The organism is Pantoea sp. JK (assembly GCF_026130245.1).
Lineage (GTDB): Bacteria > Pseudomonadota > Gammaproteobacteria > Enterobacterales > Enterobacteriaceae > Pantoea > Pantoea trifolii.
The window spans coordinates 163,475-181,791 of the sequence record NZ_JAINFN010000005.1 but is presented as its reverse complement, the minus strand read 5'-3'; the positions used below and the strand labels follow the sequence as shown (position 1 = coordinate 181,791).

The following is an 18,317-nucleotide window of genomic DNA, read 5'->3' as shown; positions in this document are numbered from 1 at the left end:
GGGAATTGAAATAAAAACGGGGGCCAAAAGGCCCCCGCAGATGAGAATCGCTGTGATTAGCGCGGTGAATCTTCCGCCAGCGTATCGTGATTCTCAGCATGATGTTCATGCTCTTTCTGCGCTTCAGCATGCACGCGTTTGCGCACGCCAAACCAGCCCAGCACCAGAATCACGGCAATTAACGGGATTGAGGCGATGGTGTAGGTGCCGTTTGGATAGTCAAACGCCATCAACACCAGCACGCTCGCCAGGAACAGCAGCGTCAACCATGAAGTAAACGGCGCCCACGGCAGTTTAAAGCTGACGTCGTCTGCCTTGCCTTCTCTAATCGCTTTGCGCAAACGCATCTGGCACACCACGATAAAGCCCCACGACGAAATGATGCCGAGCGAAGCAACGTTCAGAACGATTTCAAATACCTGTGAAGGCACGTAGTAGTTGAGTACCACACCAAATATGTATACACCGATGGTCACCAGAATACCGGCATACGGCACCTGCTGTTTGCTCATCTTCGACATGAACTGCGGTGCAGAACCGCCCATCGACATCGAACGCAGGATACGACCGGTAGAATAAAGCCCCGAGTTGAGGCTCGACAGCGCGGCGCTCAGCACCACGATGTTCATCACGCTACCGATGTAAGGCACGCCAAGTTTAGAGAAGAAGGTCACAAACGGGCTTTGCCCCGCCTGATAAGCATTCCACGGCAGCAGCAGCACCAGTAACACCACCGAACCGACGTAGAACAGGCCGATACGCCAGATCACGCTGTTGATGGCTTTCGGCAGCATGGTTTTGGGATCTTTACACTCGCCTGCTGCAGTTCCCACCAGCTCAATCGAGGCGAAGGCAAATACCACGCCCTGCACCAACACCAGCGCTGGCAGCAAACCGTGCGGGAAGAAGCCGCCGTTATCGGTGATCAAGTGGAATCCTGTGGTGTTACCGTCGAGCGGCTTACCACTTCCCAGGAATATCGTTCCCACAATCAGGAACGCCACAATCGCCAGCACTTTGACCAGCGCGAACCAGAACTCCATCTCGGCGAACCACTTCACGCCGATCATGTTCATGGTACCGACAATCGCCAGCGCGCCCAGCGCAAACACCCACTGCGGCACATCGCCAAACGCGCCCCAATAGTGCATATAAAGCGCGACGGCGGTGATATCGACAATACCGGTCATCGCCCAGTTGACGAAGTACATCCAGCCCGCAACGTAAGACGCTTTTTCCCCAAGGAATTCACGCGCATAAGAAACAAAGCTGCCGCTGGAAGGACGGTGTAATACCAGTTCGCCCAACGCACGGAGGATAAAGAAGGAGAAGATACCGCACACCAGATAAACCAGCGCCAGTGCAGGACCGGCCATTTGCAGGCGCGCGCCAGCACCGAGGAACAGACCGGTACCGATAGCACCGCCGATGGCGATCATTTGTACCTGACGGTTACCCATTGCTTTTTGGTAACCGCTGTCGTGCGAGTTGAGCCAGCGTCTTTTCGCAGCGCGTTGTTCGGCTGCGGTTTTTTTAGTTGATTTCATAGCCATCCTGTTTGTCCTGACCATCAATCACCGCCAAACCAAACGATTGCGTAGGGCGGTGCGAAATGGGGTAAAAACCCAGCGTCACGCGGCGGAACGATGTCGCGTGGCGGGGTGGGAATTTACGGCGATGAATCCTACCCGTTCTGCAAGAACGAAGCAAAAAATACCGCCAGGCTGCACAAGATGAATTGTAATAATCCGTCGCGGTGCACAAAAAAACCGGTCAGAGGGCTGACCGGTAAAAGGGATGGCTACAGGGATAACGACTACTACAGGGTTACTACTGGAGGAAATTAACGGTAAATCTCTGCGGTGCCGCTCCACAGGCTGGAATCCCCTGGGGTTTGTACACCAATCACGCGATACCCGCTGGCACCTTGCTCCTGCGCTTTCTGCGACAGATGGCGCGTTGCATCATCCAGCGTACCGCGTACGCCGGTGATGGAAACGGTGCCGACGCTTTGCAGGTTTTGCGCTTCTGTAGCGCTTACGGGCTGGGCTGCCAGCGTCGAGAAACTTGCGGTGGCAAGCAGTGCAGCAGTCAGAACGGCATAACGTCTCTTCATATGATGCTCCTGTTGTCTTCCGTTAAGGGTTACAGGACTCATTATCACGCAGGGAATGAAAACCAGGTTGAGCAAGCCGTAAAGCCGTTTAATAATTCGCCAGCGAAACGCGAGTTACTTAGGGAAAGGTAAAGAGAAAGGGTTTTATCTGCTAAAAGTAACCTGATGTGACGAGATCGAACTCGCCGTTATCGCACGGCTGCCCTATAATCCCACGCTCTTATAAGGGTTATTATTGTGATTGTGAAACGTCCCGTTACTCGAACCATTGCCCGTGCACTCAGCGTGATTGTGCTGCTGTCGCTGTTGACCACCGGGCTGGCGCTGATGACGCTCTCCAGCAGCCTGCGCGATGCCGAAGCGGTGAATGTCGCCGGATCGCTGCGTATGCAGATTTACCGCCTGGCGTGGGACAGCACGCGCGATCCGCAGCAGCTGGAACATCACATTCAACTCTACCGGCAAACGCTGGAATCCCCGGCACTGCAACATCTGGAGCGCGCGTGGGTGCCGCTTGAAGTGAGCAGCCGCTATCGCTATCTGCATGACAGCTGGCCGATGTTGCAGGAGACATTGCAGCCCGAGCGCGCGCAAATCTATCAGCAGCGTGTCGCGGGCTACGTTAGTGAGATCGACCGCTTCGTGCTGGCATTGCAGCATTATGCTGAACTGAAAATGCATCTGGTGGCCGCCAGCAGCCTGTTTGGTTTTCTGGCGATTGTGGCGCTGGCGCTGTGGACGATTCGCTTTATCCGCCGCAACGTCGTGCGGCCGCTCAACGCGCTGGTGACCGCCAGCCAATATGTTGAGCAGGCGAATTTCGCTTTTCCGCCGCTGCCGGTGCAACAACCCAATGAACTGGGTGTGCTGGCGCAGGCCTTCACCACCATGGCGGAACGGCTGCATTCGCACTATCGCCTGCTGGAGTGCGCGGTGCGCGATAAAACCGAAGATCTCACCCAGGCCAATCGCACGCTTTCCCTGCTGTATGAAAGCTCACAAATTCTCACCAGCAGCCCACCCAATCCCGAATTGTTTCAGGGATTGCTGCGTCTGGTGCAGCGGCGTGAAGCATTAACGGTGCTGCAAATTGTCAGCGAGGGTATTGAGTTTCAGGCCGGTGTGGCGGCGGATGATTTAAGCTGGCAGCGATTGCCTTTGATGCAGGAAGAGCAGCGGCTGGGCGAGCTGTGCTGGCAAACCCGCCGTGCACCGCCCGCCGACGAACTGATGCAGAGCCTGGCGAACATGCTGGCGCGCGCGCTGTGGATTTGGCAGACGCAAAAACAGTATCAGCAGATGCTATTAATAGAAGAGCGCGCCACCATTGCGCGCGAATTGCACGATTCACTGGCGCAGTCGCTCTCTTTCCTGCGCATCCAGCTGGCTTTGCTGCGGCGTAATGTCGATGAGTCGCAACCGCAGGCGCTGGCGATTATCGCTGATTTTGATCGCGCGCTGGCCGAAGCCTATCAGCAGCTGCGCGAGCTGCTGACCACTTTCCGCCTGACCATCGAACAGGCCGATTTGGTGCAGGCGATGCAGGCGATGATTGCGCCACTGCAGGAGCAATCGCAGGCGGCCATCGACTTCGATTATCAGCCCGGCTTGCAGATGCTGGATGCCCAGCAGCAAGTGCATGTGCTGCAGATTGCGCGTGAAGCGCTGCTCAACGCGATTCGTCATGCGCAGGCGAAAAATATTCAGATTCATTATCAGCGTGTCGCTGATGAGGACCACCTGCTGACCATTGAAGACGATGGCTGCGGTATCAGCAGCCTTGAAGAACCGCCGGGACATTATGGTTTAACCATCATGGCGGAACGCGCCGCACGCTTATCCGGCACGCTGATGATTACCCCGCAGGCGCAAGGCACGCGCGTGACGCTGCGTTTTCCGCCGCGCCCGGCGCATCGGCTGAGTTAACAATGAGCATGAGGTCGCCATGAATGGCGCCCCTACGAGATTAAAAACTGGAGAGATTATGGCTAAACCTTCCCTGACAATTATGATCGTTGATGATCATCCGCTGATGCGCCGTGGCATTCGCCAGCTGCTGGCGCTGGAGCCTCGGCTGGAAGTGGTGGCCGAAGCCAATAACGGCACCGAAGCGCTGGCCGAAGCGCGGCGTTTATCGCCGGATGTCATCCTGCTCGATCTCAACATGAAAGGCATGTCGGGGCTGGATACGTTGAAAGCGCTGCGCAACGAAGGCATCGCCGCGCGCATTTTGGTGCTGACGGTTTCTGATGCGCGCAATGATATCTACGCGATGGTGGATGCCGGCGCCGACGGCTATTTGCTAAAAGACAGTGAACCTGAACTGCTGCTGGCGCAAGTGATGCGCGGCGCAAAGGGTGAAAACGTGTTTAGCGATGCGGTGGCCGATTATCTTGCAACGCGTCAGCCAACGTCGAATCCGTTCAAACAGCTGACGGAACGCGAGCTGGATGTGCTGCAGGAAGTGGCGCGCGGATTATCGAATAAGGAGATCGCCGCCACCTTGCATATCTCCGAAGAGACGGTAAAAGTGCACATTCGCAACCTGCTGCGCAAGCTGGATGTCCGTTCGCGCGTTGCTGCGACGGTGCTGTGGCTGGAGAGTCGACGACATGTGTAATCGCGCACATAAAATCATCACGACATTCACACTTTCTCCATAATTTACTCACGATTCTCTAATTTGCTCAGCGTAAAGTACTATCAGCAGGCGTTTTCGTTAGAGGACCTTGCACTCCGCCAGCGTGACGCCATCCGCGCATCGCGCTCATCATAATAAAAGTAAAAAATACGCAGTTGAGGAGTGTCGGTTACATGTCGAATTTTTTTATCGACCGCCCCATTTTTGCCTGGGTTCTGTCTATTTTGCTCTGCCTGTGCGGCACACTGGCAATCATCTCGCTGCCGATTGAGCAATATCCCGACCTCGCACCGCCCAACGTGCGTATTACCGCCAACTATCCCGGCGCATCCGCAGAAACACTGGAAAACACCGTCACGCAAGTTATCGAACAGAACATGACCGGCATCGATAATTTGATGTACATGTCCTCCAACAGCAGCAACACCGGCCAGGCCCAAATCACCCTCACCTTTACCGCTGGCACCAATCCTGATGAAGCGCGCCAGCAGGTGCAAAACCAGCTGCAAAGTGCGCTGCGTAAACTGCCTGCAGCGGTACAGTCACAAGGCGTGACGGTGAATAAAACCGGTGATAGCAATATCCTGATGATTGCCTTCGTCTCCACCGACGGAAGTATGGACAAACAGGATATTTCAGATTATGTCGCCAGTAACATTCAGGATCCGCTCAGCCGTATCGATGGCGTCGGTCAGGTTGATGCTTACGGCTCGCAATATGCGATGCGCATCTGGCTCGATCCCAACAAGCTGATTGCCTACGCGCTGACCACCGAAGATGTGGTGAGCGCGATTGAATCACAGAACGCGCAGGTCGCGGTGGGTCAGGTCGGCGGATTGCCGTCGGTTGACAAGCAAGCGCTCAACGCCACGGTAAATGCGCAGTCGATGCTGCAAACGCCTGAGCAGTTCAAAGCGGTGACGCTGAAAACCAACAGCGACGGCTCGGTAGTGACGCTCGGCGATGTGGCGGATGTGGCGATGGGCGCGGAAAAATATGACTTCCTCAGCCGCTACAATGGTCAGGCGGCTTCGGGGCTCGGCATTAAGCTGGCTTCCGGTGCCAACGAGATGAACACCGACAAACTGGTGCGCGCGCGCATTGCTGAGCTGTCGCACTACTTCCCGCACGGGCTGGAGGCCAAAGTCGCCTATGAAACCACGCCGTTCGTGAAGGCCTCGATTAAAGACGTGGTGAAAACCCTGCTGGAAGCGATCCTGCTGGTGTTCCTGGTGATGTATCTGTTCCTGCAAAACTTCCGTGCCACGCTGATTCCAACCATCGCCGTGCCGGTGGTGCTGCTCGGCACCTTTGCGGTGCTCTATGCCTTTGGTTACAGCATCAACACCCTCACCATGTTCGCCATGGTGCTCGCCATCGGCTTGTTGGTGGATGACGCCATCGTAGTGGTGGAAAACGTCGAGCGCATCATGAGCGAAGAAGGTCTGTCGCCGCGCGCCGCCACGCGTAAATCGATGGGGCAGATTCAGGGCGCGCTGGTCGGTATTGCGCTGGTGCTGTCGGCGGTGTTTGTGCCGATGGCGTTCTTTGGCGGCACCGTCGGCGCCATCTATCGCCAGTTCTCGATCACTATCGTTTCGGCGATGGTGCTGTCGGTATTGGTGGCGATGATTCTGACGCCTGCGCTCTGTTCCACGCTGCTGAAACCGCTGGAGCAAGGTCATCATCACGGTCGTCGTGGCTTCTTCGGCTGGTTTAACCGCACCTTCAACGCCAGCGCGGAACGTTATGAGCGCGGCGTCGCCAAAATTCTGCGCAAAGGCGGTCGCTGGCTGCTGCTCTATCTCGCGATTATCGGCCTGATGGCGTTCCTGTTTATCCGTCTGCCCACCTCGTTCCTGCCGCTGGAAGATCGCGGCGTGTTCCTGACGCAGGTGCAATTACCTGCCGGTGCAACGCTGGAGCAAACCTCGAACGTGGTGGCGAAGGTCGAGAACTACTACATGACCCAGGAGAAGGACAATGTGGTCTCGGTGTTCTCCACCATCGGTGCGGGTCCCGGCGGTAACGGCCAGAACGTGGCGCGCCTGTTCGTTCGTTTGAAAGATTGGGAAGAGCGTCCGGGCAGCGATCGCACCTCTTTCGCCATCATTGAGCGCGCAACCAAAGCCTTCCACAAGATCAACGAAGCGCGCGTTATCGCCAGCAGTCCACCCGCGATTACCGGCATGGGCAGTTCGTCGGGCTTCGATATGGAGCTGCAGGATCACGGTGGCATCGGCCACACGCAGTTGATGGCGATGCGTGACAAGTTACTGGAGCTGGCCGACAGTAATCCGGCGCTGTCGCGCGTGCGTCACAACGGCCTCGACGACAGCCCGCAGTTGCAGATTGATGTCGATCAGCGCAAAGCGCAGGCGCTGGGCGTGTCGCTGGATACCATTAATGACACCTTAACCACCGCATGGGGCTCGACCTACGTCAATGACTTCCTCGATCGCGGCCGCGTGAAGAAAGTCTACGTGCAGGCAGCGGCAGAGTTCCGCATGCTACCGGAAGACGTCAACAAGTGGTACGTGCGTAACAGCAGCGGCGGCATGGTGCCCTTCTCCGCCTTCGCCACCAGCCACTGGCAAACCGGTTCACCGCGTCTGGAGCGTTACAACGGTTACTCCGCACTGGAGATTGTCGGTGAAGCGGCGAACGGCGTCAGTAGCGGTACAGCGATGGATGTGATGGAAAAACTGGTTGGTCAGCTGCCGCTCGGCGTCGGCTTCCAGTGGACCGGCGCATCCTATCAGGAACGCTTATCCGGTTCGCAGGCGCCCGCGCTGTATGCGATTTCGCTGCTGGTGGTGTTCCTGTGTCTGGCGGCGCTGTATGAGAGCTGGTCAATTCCGTTCTCGGTGATGCTGGTGGTTCCGCTCGGCGTCGTGGGTGCGCTGGTGGCAACCTGGATGCGCGGGCTGGAGAACGATGTCTATTTCCAGGTGGGCTTGCTTACGGTGATCGGCTTGTCGGCGAAGAATGCCATTTTGATTGTCGAGTTCGCCAATGAGATCAACAGCAAAGGGCGCGAACTGATGGAGTCGACGCTGGAAGCGTCACGCCAGCGACTGCGCCCGATCCTGATGACTTCTCTGGCGTTTATCTTCGGCGTGCTGCCGATGGCGATCAGCAGCGGTGCCGGTTCCGGCAGCCAGCACGCGGTAGGTACCGGCGTAATGGGCGGGATGATTTCCGCTACCGTGCTGGCGATTTTCTTTGTGCCGTTGTTCTTTGTGGTGGTGCGCCGCCGCTTCCCGCTGAAAGAGAAGCCGCACGATTAAACACGCCATTCCGCTGCGTGTATTTCTTCGGTCGCCATGAATGGCGCCCCTACAAAAAAAGCCGCCATGAACGTCATGGCGGCTTTATTGTTGTGTGTGGTAAGAATTACAGCAAGTTGGGAAATGCCCTGCTTTTCTCTTCACGCGTTACTTGTTGCGTAACATCGCTTCGATGAATTCTTTCCAGTTTCCCATTTCGGTGTCGACCATAAAAATCCTCTCTTATTGTAGCGGCAATTCTACGCCGTTTTTTTCTACAGGTGAATACGTTTCCACCTGTTATCACTATCGGCAAAAGCGTCGAAAATCTTCAATCTGCAGAAATTGCGTACTGACGCACATTTCAGCAACTCTATAATACGTCAGGAAAAATACCTGACTTAAATCGCATAGCAGAAAATGGTGATTAGGATAATCCTTAGTGGCTTAATGATGTCGCAGGCAATTATTGAGTGCGTAAGTGAAAGCGCTTCCCGGCCCTAAGTAATAAGTTTTATAACGGTAAAAGGGTCATGAAAAATACCTGAATCAGGCAGGCTTTCGCCGTCAGCGCTCACAGCCCTTAGAGCGCTGTGGTAAACTCGCGCTTTATTTTTTTACTAAACGGGAATAAGCGATGACAGCGCAGTGGGTGATGTACGGAATTAAAAATTGCGACACGATTAAAAAAGCACGCAACTATTTAGCGTCTTCCGGTATCGACTACTGTTTTCATGACTATCGCGTGGATGGCATTGATGACGCGCTGCTGCAATCGTTTATCGATCAGCTCGGTTATGAGGCGCTGCTCAACACGCGCGGTACCACGTGGCGCAAGCTGCCGGAAGCCGAACGCGATGCGGTAAACGATGCCGCCAGCGCCAAAGCGGTGATGCTGGCGCAACCTGCCATCATCAAGCGTCCGGTGTTAGCCGCACCGAATGGCGATCTGCTGGTCGGCTTCAACGATTCCCTTTATTCCGCCTTTATCCAGGAGAAGTCATAACATGTTCTGTCCGGTTATTGAGCTGGCTCAGCAGCTTATCCGTCGCCCGTCTCTCAGCCCGGATGATGCCGGTTGTCAGGCGCTGCTGATTGCGCGTCTGGAAGCCATCGGCTTCAGCGTTGAGCCGATGCACATTGGCGATACGCTGAACTTTTGGGCGACGCGCGGCCAGGGCGAAACGCTGGCGTTTGCCGGTCATACCGATGTGGTCCCGCCGGGTGACGCCAACCGCTGGATCAGCCCGCCGTTTGAACCGAGCATCCGCGATGGCATGCTGTTTGGTCGTGGCGCGGCAGATATGAAAGGCTCGCTGGCAGCGATGGTGGTGGCAGCGGAACGCTTTGTTGCCACTAATCCGCAGCATAAAGGTCGTCTGGCGTTTCTGATTACCTCCGATGAAGAAGCCAGCGCGGTTAACGGTACGGTGAAAGTGGTTGAACGCCTGATGGCGCGCAACGAACGCATGGATTATTGCCTGGTCGGCGAACCGTCGAGCACCGAAATCGTGGGTGATGTGGTGAAGAATGGCCGTCGCGGCTCGATGACCGCGAATCTCACCATTCACGGCGTGCAGGGCCACGTGGCCTATCCGCATCTGGCGGATAATCCGGTGCATCGCGCCATGCCGGCGCTGAATGAGCTGGTGGAAACCGTGTGGGATGAAGGCAATGAATTCTTCCCGCCGACCAGCATGCAGATCGCTAATGTGCAGGCCGGCACCGGCAGCAACAACGTGATTCCTGGCGAATTCTTTGTGCAGTTCAACTTCCGTTTCAGTACGCAATTGACCGATCAGATGATCAAAGATCGCGTGGCGGAACTGCTCAATCGCCATCAGCTGCGCTACACGCTAGAGTGGAATGTTTCCGGTCAGCCGTTCCTGACCTCACGCGGTAAGCTGGTGGATGCCGTGGTAAACGCTGTGACGCACTATAATGAGATTAAGCCGCAGTTACTGACGACCGGCGGTACCTCCGATGGGCGCTTTATCGCGCGCATGGGTGCGCAGGTGGTGGAACTGGGCCCGGTGAACGCCACCATTCATAAGATCAATGAGTGCGTGAAAGCGTCAGATTTGCAGATGCTGAGCCGTATGTATCAGCGCATCATGGAACAGCTGATCGCCTAAGCGCGCAGAAGGAGAAAGGGGATGGAATTCTTTAAAGAGTACTGGTGGATCCTGGTGATCCTGCTGATGGTTGGTATTCTGATGAACGTTTACAAAGACCTAAAACGTATCGATCATAAAAAATTCATGGATAACAAACCGACGTTACCGCCGCATCGTGATTTCAACGATAAATGGGATGACGAAGACGACTGGCCGAAAAAGAAATAACCTCCATATTGCTAACGGCGCGAAAATCGCGCCGTTACGCTTTCTGCTACATCATCATCACCACATCATCATCGCCCGGCCTGGCACCGCTTAGCGCCTCATCGAAGTAACGACGCGGTACGGTATAACGCAAATGATTTAGCGCCAGCTCCATGCTGCGATCGTTAATCGCGTGCGGTAAATCTTCCACAACATCCAGCGTGACATCGCCGCCCAAGGACATCAGACGTTGCTTCGCCTCTTCGGCCCGTTGCAGCGGGACCTGTTCGTCGTAATCACCGTGAATCAGATGAATGGTGTTGCGCGTGCTGGCCCGCAGCGGCAGCGTGGCATAGCGACCGCTGAAGACAATCGCGCGTCCGGCTAAATCCGGCTGCGCTTTTATGCCTTCCAGCACCATGATGCCGCCCTGTGAAAAACCCACCAGCGCCGTTGCTTCGGCACGCACGCCGCTCTCCTGCTGCCAGTGACGCACCGATCCCACGAATTCAGGCATGATCGCATCCACGCCCTGCTGTTCCGAACGATCGTGTGGCGGAATATCGGCAAACCACTGACGTCCTTGCGGCATGCTGCCCGCGTAAGGTGCGCCGACCGACACCACCAGCGCCTGCGGGAACGCCTTCGCGAACCAGCTGCCAATCTGCGCCATTGAATCCGGGTTGTCGTTGATGCCGTGATACAGCAGGAACAGCTGTGCTGCACTGCTGGGTTGCTGAACAATTACATATCGTAGTGCCATAAGATCCTCCTCACATCACTATACGCCGCTACACGCGCAGAGATATCGGGAAAATTTGAACGAGATAATGGATTTATTGCAATGAACGCAGCCGCTGCGTGGCATCGGGATTGAGGTGAATCAGTGCTGCGGCAGCTTCCGATCGCAGCTGGTTAATCAAGGCTTTACGCCCGCTGAGACCGGCATATTGCGCGGCTTGGGTTAGCGTCTGTTTTTGCAGCAGGATGGCATTCAACAGCGGTGAAGGAGACTGGCGCACCAGTCGCTGTAGCGCCGCGTAACTGGCTTCGAACGGACGCTGCGCCCAGGCAAAACCGGCCAGCAACGTGCAGTCATCGTCGTTGAGCTGCTGGCTGGCATCGCTTGCCAGCGTTAGAGGCAGTTCGATGATATCTCGCAGCCACGGCCAATCCCGCGCCAGGCGCTGCGCTGCCTGCTGTTGTAGAACTTCACCTGCCGCAGATGTTGCCAGCATCGCCATCGCGGCATAGCAGCCGCTGCTGGCTTCGCGCTGCGAGCCAATACGCACCAGCGTAAAACCGCAGGCGCGCCAGAAGTGCCACAAGGATTCGGTGTAGCCGAAACTCACGGAGAGATAATCACAGCCCTGCGCCTGCTGACGTGCGGTGGCCACCAATGCTTTGCCAATCCCACGCTGACGTTGTGACGCCTGCACCGCGATTCGGCTAATGCGCTGTGAGTGCAGCGTCGCCGCCTGCGCGAAACCGGCATGGGCCGCCAGCGATTGCGCCACCAGATTGCCGCGCGGCCGGCGATAACCAGCCCACACCGCATCGGCCAATGGCTGATCTAATCCGCCCTCTTCCACCAGCCACAGCGCGCCAGTTACCTGATCGGCTTCACCTGCCAACCATAAGCGCATGCCGGGCGCATCCAGCATGCGCCGCAAATCCAGTGGCGAAGTGCGATAGTGCGCGCTGGCAAGCAGGCGATATCCCGCCTCAAGCGCCTGGAGATTGTGTTCTGGTGTGGCGGGATAAATCGCGATCTCACCGCTTACATTGCTCTCCTGCGCATCTTCAAACAGCAATGCCTGGCTGAGCCACTGTTCCAGCGGATCGTTTGGCGACCAGCGCAACGGCTCGTCGAGCTGGAAGAGGCGCACATCCGGCAAGGTGGCGCAGAAGCGCAGCATAAAGCCGCGTCCGGTGCCTTCGTAACCTTGCACAGTGGTAATAAGCAGCACGCGCGGGAAACGTTGCACCAGTTGCTGCAGGATCGGCGCGGGAATGGCGGCAGCTTCGTCGACAATCAGCCACTGCGCCTGAGGCGGATTTTCCTGCGCGAGGATGGCATCAGGCGCCATGAAACTGAAATACTCACCGGCAAACTCTGCCAGCACCGCCGTGGAGACTTTGGCTGGCGCCGTGACTAAACAGTGTTGATTGCGCTGCGCCAGCATGCCGGCCAACGCGGATTTTCCTCGACCGCGCGCGGCGGTGATCACCGCAACGCCATGCGGCATCGCTTCAAGCTGTTCGAGGATTTGCGCCTGCTGCTGCGGCGCCCGGCAGCGCCAGTCGGGCAAATGCGTTTCCACGGGATAACGCACCGCTTGATGCTGACGTTGCAACATCACCTGCGCATCTTGCAGCATCAGAGATTGCAGATGATGGATAAAGTGCGGCGTGGCGATCGGCTCGGCGACATCCCCCCAGCGCAGGCTGTCGGCATCGGTTTGATTGGACCAGCTTTCCCAGGCAGGTGTTAACAGCAGTAACCAGCTGCCCGCGCGTAAGGTTCCGGCCAACGCGGCAAAAGCTTCGGCGTGAAAACCGCTGCGCGCGTCGAATATTGCGTGCTGGAATTCACGGCCCAGTAAGGTACGTAAAGCTCCGGGCGCGACGGCCTGCGGGAAATCAGCGCTGTCGCTCACCGTCAGCCAGTCGCCGGACAACGCGGCGCGCCGATTAATGGCTTGCTGCTGCGCCCACTCCGCATCACCCGCTATAACGCAAAGGCGGCGAATGCCCGCACGCTGCATCGCCGCCGTTTGTTCAATCAAGGGGATCACTTGCTAGCAAAGGTGTTGCACTGGCCAGGATCGCCGCTATCGAAACCGCGTTTCAGCCAGGTGTAACGCTGCTGAGAGGTGCCGTGCGTGAAGCTGTCCGGTACCACGCGGCCCTGACCTTTCTGCTGCAGACGATCGTCACCAATCGCTTCAGCGGCATTAAGCGCTTCCTGCAGATCGCCCACTTCCAGAATGTTTTGCTGCTGCATGTAATGGCCCCAAACGCCGGCAAAGCAGTCCGCCTGCAGCTCCATTTTCACCGACAGTTGGTTCGCCTGCGCCTGGCTCGCGCCCTGCTGCATCTGACGCACTTTAGGCTCAATGCCCAGCAGCTTTTGTACGTGATGGCCGACTTCATGCGCAATCACATAGCCTTGCGCAAAGTCGCCACCGGCACCGAGTTTGTTTTTCATATCATCGTAGAATGACAAATCGATATAAACAGTTTGGTCGGCAGGACAATAAAACGGCCCCATCGCCGATTGGCCGGTACCGCAGTTGGTGCGCGTCGCCCCGCGATACATCACCAGCTTCGGCGGCACGTACTGTTTGTTCATCTGCTGGAACAGCTTGCTCCAGGTATCTTCGGTGGTGGCCAGAATTACCGAGGTGAATTTTGCATCTTCGTTGCTCTGCGCGCTATTCACCTGTCGCTGCTGCGACGTGGGCGCGACGCTGCCGCCGCCTTCCAGCAGCGCGGTGAGGTCGTAGCCGTAATAGCCGGCAACGGCGACCACCACCAGCAAGATAAGGCCGCCTTTGCCGCGTGGAATGCGAATTTGTCGTCCACCGCCGCCGCCAAGGCCAGGTGAATCATTGCGTCGATCTTCTACGTTGTCGCTCTCACGACGCCCTTGCCAGCGCATGGTCTAACTCCTTTAAACATGTTTGGCATGATTTTAGTTGGCGGCAGCAGGAAGCACCAGTGTTGTCGTTGCAGAACACCGTAGGGTCGGCATTCATGCCGACCTGAACACGCTATATTGCGGGCATAAAAAAAGGTCGTCATAAATGACGACCTTACGGGAGAGGTGGACGAACTTAGTCCAGCTTGACACCTAAACGGTGTGCAACTTCTTCGTACGCTTCGACAAGGCCGCCGAGGCTCTGACGGAAACGGTCTTTGTCCATTTTGTCCATGGTGTTTTTGTCCCACAGACGTGCGCCATCTGGCGAGAACTCATCGCCCAGCACCACTTCGCCGTTGAACAAACCAAACTCCAGCTTGAAGTCGACCAGGATCAAACCTGCGTCATCAAACAGTTTGCTCAGCACTTCGTTAGCTTTGAAGGTCAGCTCTTGCATGCGTGCCAGATTCGCTTTGCTCACCCAGCCGAAGGTTTCGCAGTAGGATTCGTTGACCATCGGGTCGTGTTTGGCGTCATCTTTCAGGAAGAGATCAAACAGCGGTGGATTGAGCACAATGCCCTCTTCCACGCCCAGACGTTTTACCAGCGATCCTGCCGCACGGTTGCGTACCACGCACTCTACCGGCACCATCTCCAGCTTTTTCACCAGCGCTTCGTTATCCGACAGCAGCGCTTCCATCTGGGTCGGAATGCCCGCTTCCTGCAATTTGGTCATGATGAAATGGTTAAACTTATTGTTTACCATGCCTTTGCGATCAAACTGCTCGATTCGTGCACCGTCTCCTGCTGACGTATCGTTGCGGAATTCAAGTACCAGCAGATCCGGATTATCGGTGCTGTATACGGTTTTCGCTTTACCGCGATACAACTCAGCTCGCTTTTGCATCTTGTTAACTCCAAACATGAAAGAACCCGTGTTCAGCGGTGTTTCACCGCGCGCCGATTGCGTGACGCAATCGTTTACTTCGCCGGGCGCTATTATGCCAAATCCAAAACAAAAAGGCCGGAGAATCTCCGGCCCTTTGGCAATTTATTTCAGCGCGCCTTGAATCACCTGCACCAGCGCGTCGTTCTGAGCCTGGGTTAGCACGTGACCTTTCGGATCGATGAACTGCAGACTGCTGCGGTTATCCAGATCGCCAACCTGCAATTTGTAATCGCCGTTGGGTAGCTCTGGATCTTTGGCGCCAATCTGATCCCACACGCCGCTGCCCGGCTGTTTGTAGGTCACTTTCAGGCTGCCCTGCGAACGGTTGTCATCAGTGATTTCCATGCCCACGCGTTTCAGCGCCGCTGGCAAACGCTGCCAGGTGACGTTAAACGGTGCGCGCAGAATCAACAGCGGTAAACCGGTATCATCCGCGCCGCTCTGCACATCAATCTGTCCGGTCGCACGATTTGCCGCCGCATCCTGGCTGGCAGAATCCACTTTATCCAGACCGGTGCTGATGTCGTTCAACATCTGGCCGGTATAGCGTTGAATCTGTGCCGGAGACGTCACCGCCTGACCAGACTGCTGCAGTTCCAGCAGACGAACGGTCAGCACTTGCTGATAGCTCTGATTCTGTACGCTGATCTGATAGCGACCGCGATACTGGTTATCTTCATCAGCACGGTTCCACTGCACCCAATCGGTAGTCAGCTGTTGGCCAGCATCATCACGTTGCGCGATCGGGAACTTGTACGACTGAACCACACCAACCACTTGCGACCAGATCGAACCACGGCTGCTTTCAACTGCCAGCACGCCGGTATTACCGGTGAACTGTGCACGTGTGCCGTTCAACAGCGCCAGCGGCTGAGCGGGCGGACGAATATCCAGCTCTTTGCCAACCGCGCCTTTCGCCACGCTGTGCGGAACATCGTAATCACCATTCTGCAACGGCAGAATCATGCCCGCGGGGGCTTTTAAATCGTGCAGCTCAGGCGCCTGCAGGTAAGATTCATCACCGCTGACCTGGCGCTTATAACGCTGATCGTTGGAACACGCTGTTAGCAGCATCAGGGTGGAAAGGCCCACTACCGTTGCCAGCGTCGAGCGCTTAACTGAATAACTCATTGATTCTCCCTAAATTATCGCAGACCCGCTTTAATCAGCGCTTGCGCCGTTTTCGCCTGACCGGCTTCGGTCAGTGGCGTCATTGGCAAACGCAGCGTGTCATCCGCGATTAATCCTAGCTGTTTTGCTGCCCATTTCACCGGGATTGGATTGGGTTCACAGAAAAGCGTCTGGTGCAGATGCATCAGACGCTGATTCAGGCGACGCGCTTCGGCAAATTTGCCCTGTTGCGCCAAGGCACAGAGTTCAACCATTTCACGCGCTGCAATGTTAGCCGTGACCGAAATTACGCCTTTGCCGCCCAGTTGCATGGAGTCCAGCGCCGTCGCGTCATCGCCGCTGACGATGATGAACTCATCATTAACCAGCTCTTGGATCTGTGAGATACGCGATAAGTTCCCGGTGGCTTCTTTGATTCCGATAATATTTTTAATTTCGGCTAAGCGCGCAACGGTTTCCGGCAGCATGTCGCAACCGGTACGCGAAGGAACGTTATACAGCATCTGCGGCAGATCGGTACTTTCCGCAATGGCTTTAAAGTGCTGGAACAGGCCTTCCTGCGTCGGACGGTTGTAATAAGGCGTGACCGTCAAACAGCCCACGACACCGCTGCCGGTAAAGCGTTTGGTCAGAGAGATGCCTTCAGCAGTGGCATTTGCGCCGGTGCCAGCGATAACCGGAATACGGCCATCCGCCAGTTCCAGCGTTTGCATAACCACATCACCGTGCTCGTCATGGCTGAGCGTGGCAGATTCGCCGGTGGTGCCAACAGAAACAATCGCCGCGGTGCCGCTGGCAACATGATAATCAATCAGTTTTTTCAAACTTTCGCGGCAGACATTACCTTTTTCATTCATTGGCGTAATGAGCGCAACAATACTTCCGGTGAACATGGGCTATCCCCTCGACAAACAAGTGCCTCATGTTACGTTTTACATTGAAAGAAAAGCAAGCGAGCCACGCCATTCCCGCGCTTGTCAGCAGTTTTTTTTATGTTTACCTTATAGTTATTAGCGAACGTACAGGAAATGCCATTTTGTCGCAGTCACAGCCTCACCATCTGGTGATCACCGCACTGGGCGTTGATCGTCCGGGTATCGTCAATACCATCACCCGCCACGTCAGCAGCTGCGGCTGTAATATCGAAGACAGCCGTTTGGCGATGCTGGGCGATGAGTTCACCTTTATCATGCTGCTCTCCGGTAGCTGGAATGCGATTACCCTGATTGAGTCGACGCTGCCGATGAAAGGGGCCGAGCTGGAACTGCTGATTGTGATGAAGCGCACCAATGCACGCGTCACGCCTCCGATGCCCGCCACCGTATGGGTGCAAGTTGAAGTGCCGGATTCACCGCACATCATTGAACGCTTTACTGATTTGTTCGATAAACATCAAATGAACATCGCCGAACTGGTCTCGCGGATTCAACCCGCTCAGGACGACGTTGCGCCCACGCTCTATATTCAAATGACGGCACACAGCCCGGCCAATCAGTTCAGTGCGCCCATTGAGCAGGCTTTCAATCAGCTGTGCGAAGAACTGCATGCACAAGGCTCAATTCGTCTTTATAGTGTCACCGACGATGCTGACAGCACCGTTTAATCAGGCTCCGGGTTATTTCGCCACACACTCTGCCGCTGCGGCAAACCGTGTTGTGAAATAACCCTGACGGTAAACACCACCTGGCACTTTTGCTCTTGATGGTGTATTACCCACAGCATGTAGAAAAAATGGAGAGTTGTGATGAATCCACTGAAAGCCGGTGATACTGCACCGAAATTTAGCTTGCCCGATCAGGACGGCGAACAAGTAAATTTGGCCGACTTCCAGGGACAGCGCGTTCTGGTCTATTTCTATCCAAAAGCCATGACGCCGGGTTGCACCGTGCAGGCTTGCGGACTGCGCGACAACATGGATGAGTTGAAAAAGATTAGCGTTGAGATTTTGGGTATCAGCACCGATAAGCCCGAGAAACTGTCGCGCTTTGCCGATAAAGAGCTGCTGAACTTCACGCTGTTATCGGATGAAGATCATCAGGTATGCGAGCAGTTTGGCGTTTGGGGTGAAAAAACCTTTATGGGCAAAACCTATGACGGCATTCACCGCATCAGCTTCCTGATTGATGCCAACGGCAAAGTTGAGAAAGTGTTCGACGATTTCAAAACCTCCAACCATCACGACATTGTGCTGGATTATCTGAAATCAGCCTGATGTAAACGGGTGCGCAGGTCGCACCCGTT

At 55.8% G+C, this 18,317-nt stretch carries 17 protein-coding genes; 8 read left to right on the top strand and 9 right to left on the bottom strand.

Annotated features, from left to right (window positions below; all coding sequences use genetic code 11):
• Nucleotides 1-56: 56 nt before the first annotated feature.
• On the bottom strand, nt 57-1,547 hold the full coding sequence (gene ansP / locus PanJK_RS13160; RefSeq protein WP_256697066.1) for an L-asparagine permease: 1,491 nt from the start codon (nt 1,545-1,547) through the stop codon (nt 57-59).
• Nucleotides 1,548-1,843: 296 nt separating this feature from the next.
• Complete coding sequence (locus tag PanJK_RS13155) at nt 1,844-2,116, bottom strand: YdgH/BhsA/McbA-like domain containing protein (protein WP_265300282.1); 273 nt, start codon at nt 2,114-2,116, stop codon at nt 1,844-1,846.
• Between the two features lie 237 nt (nt 2,117-2,353).
• Here PanJK_RS13155 and narQ point away from each other — a divergent pair, with 237 nt between their 5' ends.
• The 3 genes from narQ (at nt 2,354) to acrD (ending at nt 8,047) form a co-directional block, all read left to right on the top strand.
• Nucleotides 2,354-4,042, top strand: a complete 1,689-nt coding sequence (gene narQ / locus PanJK_RS13150) for a nitrate/nitrite two-component system sensor histidine kinase NarQ (RefSeq protein WP_265300280.1) — start codon at nt 2,354-2,356, stop codon at nt 4,040-4,042.
• Between the two features lie 58 nt (nt 4,043-4,100).
• Nucleotides 4,101-4,736, top strand: a complete 636-nt coding sequence (locus tag PanJK_RS13145) for a response regulator (protein WP_265300278.1) — start codon at nt 4,101-4,103, stop codon at nt 4,734-4,736.
• A 194-nt stretch (nt 4,737-4,930) separates the two neighbouring features.
• Nucleotides 4,931-8,047 carry a multidrug efflux RND transporter permease AcrD gene (gene acrD / locus PanJK_RS13140; RefSeq protein ID WP_061717936.1) on the top strand — a complete coding sequence of 1,039 codons (3,117 nt, stop codon included), beginning with the start codon at nt 4,931-4,933 and terminating at the stop codon, nt 8,045-8,047.
• Between the two features lie 147 nt (nt 8,048-8,194).
• Here acrD and ypfM read toward each other — a convergent pair whose 3' ends face one another.
• On the bottom strand, nt 8,195-8,257 hold the full coding sequence (gene ypfM / locus PanJK_RS23995; protein WP_139221414.1) for a protein YpfM: 63 nt from the start codon (nt 8,255-8,257) through the stop codon (nt 8,195-8,197).
• Nucleotides 8,258-8,663: 406 nt separating this feature from the next.
• Between ypfM and PanJK_RS13135 the strand changes: the two genes are divergently transcribed.
• From PanJK_RS13135 to PanJK_RS13125, 3 genes are read left to right on the top strand one after another with little or no spacing between them, the layout of a single operon-like run.
• Nucleotides 8,664-9,032 (top strand): ArsC family reductase, encoded by a 369-nt coding sequence (locus PanJK_RS13135; RefSeq protein WP_008108371.1) that lies wholly within the window; start codon nt 8,664-8,666, stop codon nt 9,030-9,032.
• Between the two features lies 1 nt (nt 9,033).
• Nucleotides 9,034-10,161, top strand: a complete 1,128-nt coding sequence (gene dapE / locus PanJK_RS13130) for a succinyl-diaminopimelate desuccinylase (RefSeq protein WP_256697070.1) — start codon at nt 9,034-9,036, stop codon at nt 10,159-10,161.
• A 21-nt stretch (nt 10,162-10,182) separates the two neighbouring features.
• Complete coding sequence (locus PanJK_RS13125; RefSeq protein ID WP_008108368.1) at nt 10,183-10,371, top strand: YpfN family protein; 189 nt, start codon at nt 10,183-10,185, stop codon at nt 10,369-10,371.
• 46 nt (nt 10,372-10,417) lie between these two features.
• On the opposite strand, the gene ypfH is transcribed toward PanJK_RS13125, so the two are convergent.
• The 6 genes from ypfH to dapA all read right to left on the bottom strand — a co-directional run bounded on the left by ypfH (nt 10,418) and on the right by dapA (nt 16,969).
• On the bottom strand, nt 10,418-11,113 hold the full coding sequence (gene ypfH / locus PanJK_RS13120) for an esterase (RefSeq protein WP_256697071.1): 696 nt from the start codon (nt 11,111-11,113) through the stop codon (nt 10,418-10,420).
• Nucleotides 11,114-11,186: 73 nt separating this feature from the next.
• Nucleotides 11,187-13,118 carry a tRNA(Met) cytidine acetyltransferase TmcA gene (locus PanJK_RS13115; protein WP_265300542.1) on the bottom strand — a complete coding sequence of 644 codons (1,932 nt, stop codon included), beginning with the start codon at nt 13,116-13,118 and terminating at the stop codon, nt 11,187-11,189.
• A gap of 26 nt (nt 13,119-13,144) precedes the next feature.
• Nucleotides 13,145-14,014 carry a neutral zinc metallopeptidase gene (locus PanJK_RS13110; RefSeq protein WP_265300272.1) on the bottom strand — a complete coding sequence of 290 codons (870 nt, stop codon included), beginning with the start codon at nt 14,012-14,014 and terminating at the stop codon, nt 13,145-13,147.
• 175 nt (nt 14,015-14,189) lie between these two features.
• Nucleotides 14,190-14,903, bottom strand: coding sequence for a phosphoribosylaminoimidazolesuccinocarboxamide synthase (gene purC / locus PanJK_RS13105; protein WP_061718438.1), 714 nt, complete (start codon nt 14,901-14,903; stop codon nt 14,190-14,192).
• Between the two features lie 144 nt (nt 14,904-15,047).
• Nucleotides 15,048-16,076 carry an outer membrane protein assembly factor BamC gene (gene bamC / locus PanJK_RS13100; protein ID WP_154181593.1) on the bottom strand — a complete coding sequence of 343 codons (1,029 nt, stop codon included), beginning with the start codon at nt 16,074-16,076 and terminating at the stop codon, nt 15,048-15,050.
• A 14-nt stretch (nt 16,077-16,090) separates the two neighbouring features.
• Nucleotides 16,091-16,969 carry a 4-hydroxy-tetrahydrodipicolinate synthase gene (dapA, locus tag PanJK_RS13095; protein ID WP_007884824.1) on the bottom strand — a complete coding sequence of 293 codons (879 nt, stop codon included), beginning with the start codon at nt 16,967-16,969 and terminating at the stop codon, nt 16,091-16,093.
• A gap of 143 nt (nt 16,970-17,112) precedes the next feature.
• On the opposite strand from dapA, the gene PanJK_RS13090 reads away from it, so the two are divergent.
• Both PanJK_RS13090 and bcp read left to right on the top strand, forming a co-directional pair.
• Nucleotides 17,113-17,679: a glycine cleavage system transcriptional repressor gene (locus PanJK_RS13090; protein ID WP_036649519.1), complete on the top strand. Its 567-nt coding sequence runs from the start codon at nt 17,113-17,115 to the stop codon at nt 17,677-17,679.
• A gap of 141 nt (nt 17,680-17,820) precedes the next feature.
• Entirely contained in the window at nt 17,821-18,288 is a 468-nt protein-coding gene (gene bcp, locus PanJK_RS13085) for a thioredoxin-dependent thiol peroxidase (protein WP_008108351.1), read from the top strand.
• Nucleotides 18,289-18,317: the final 29 nt, after the last annotated feature.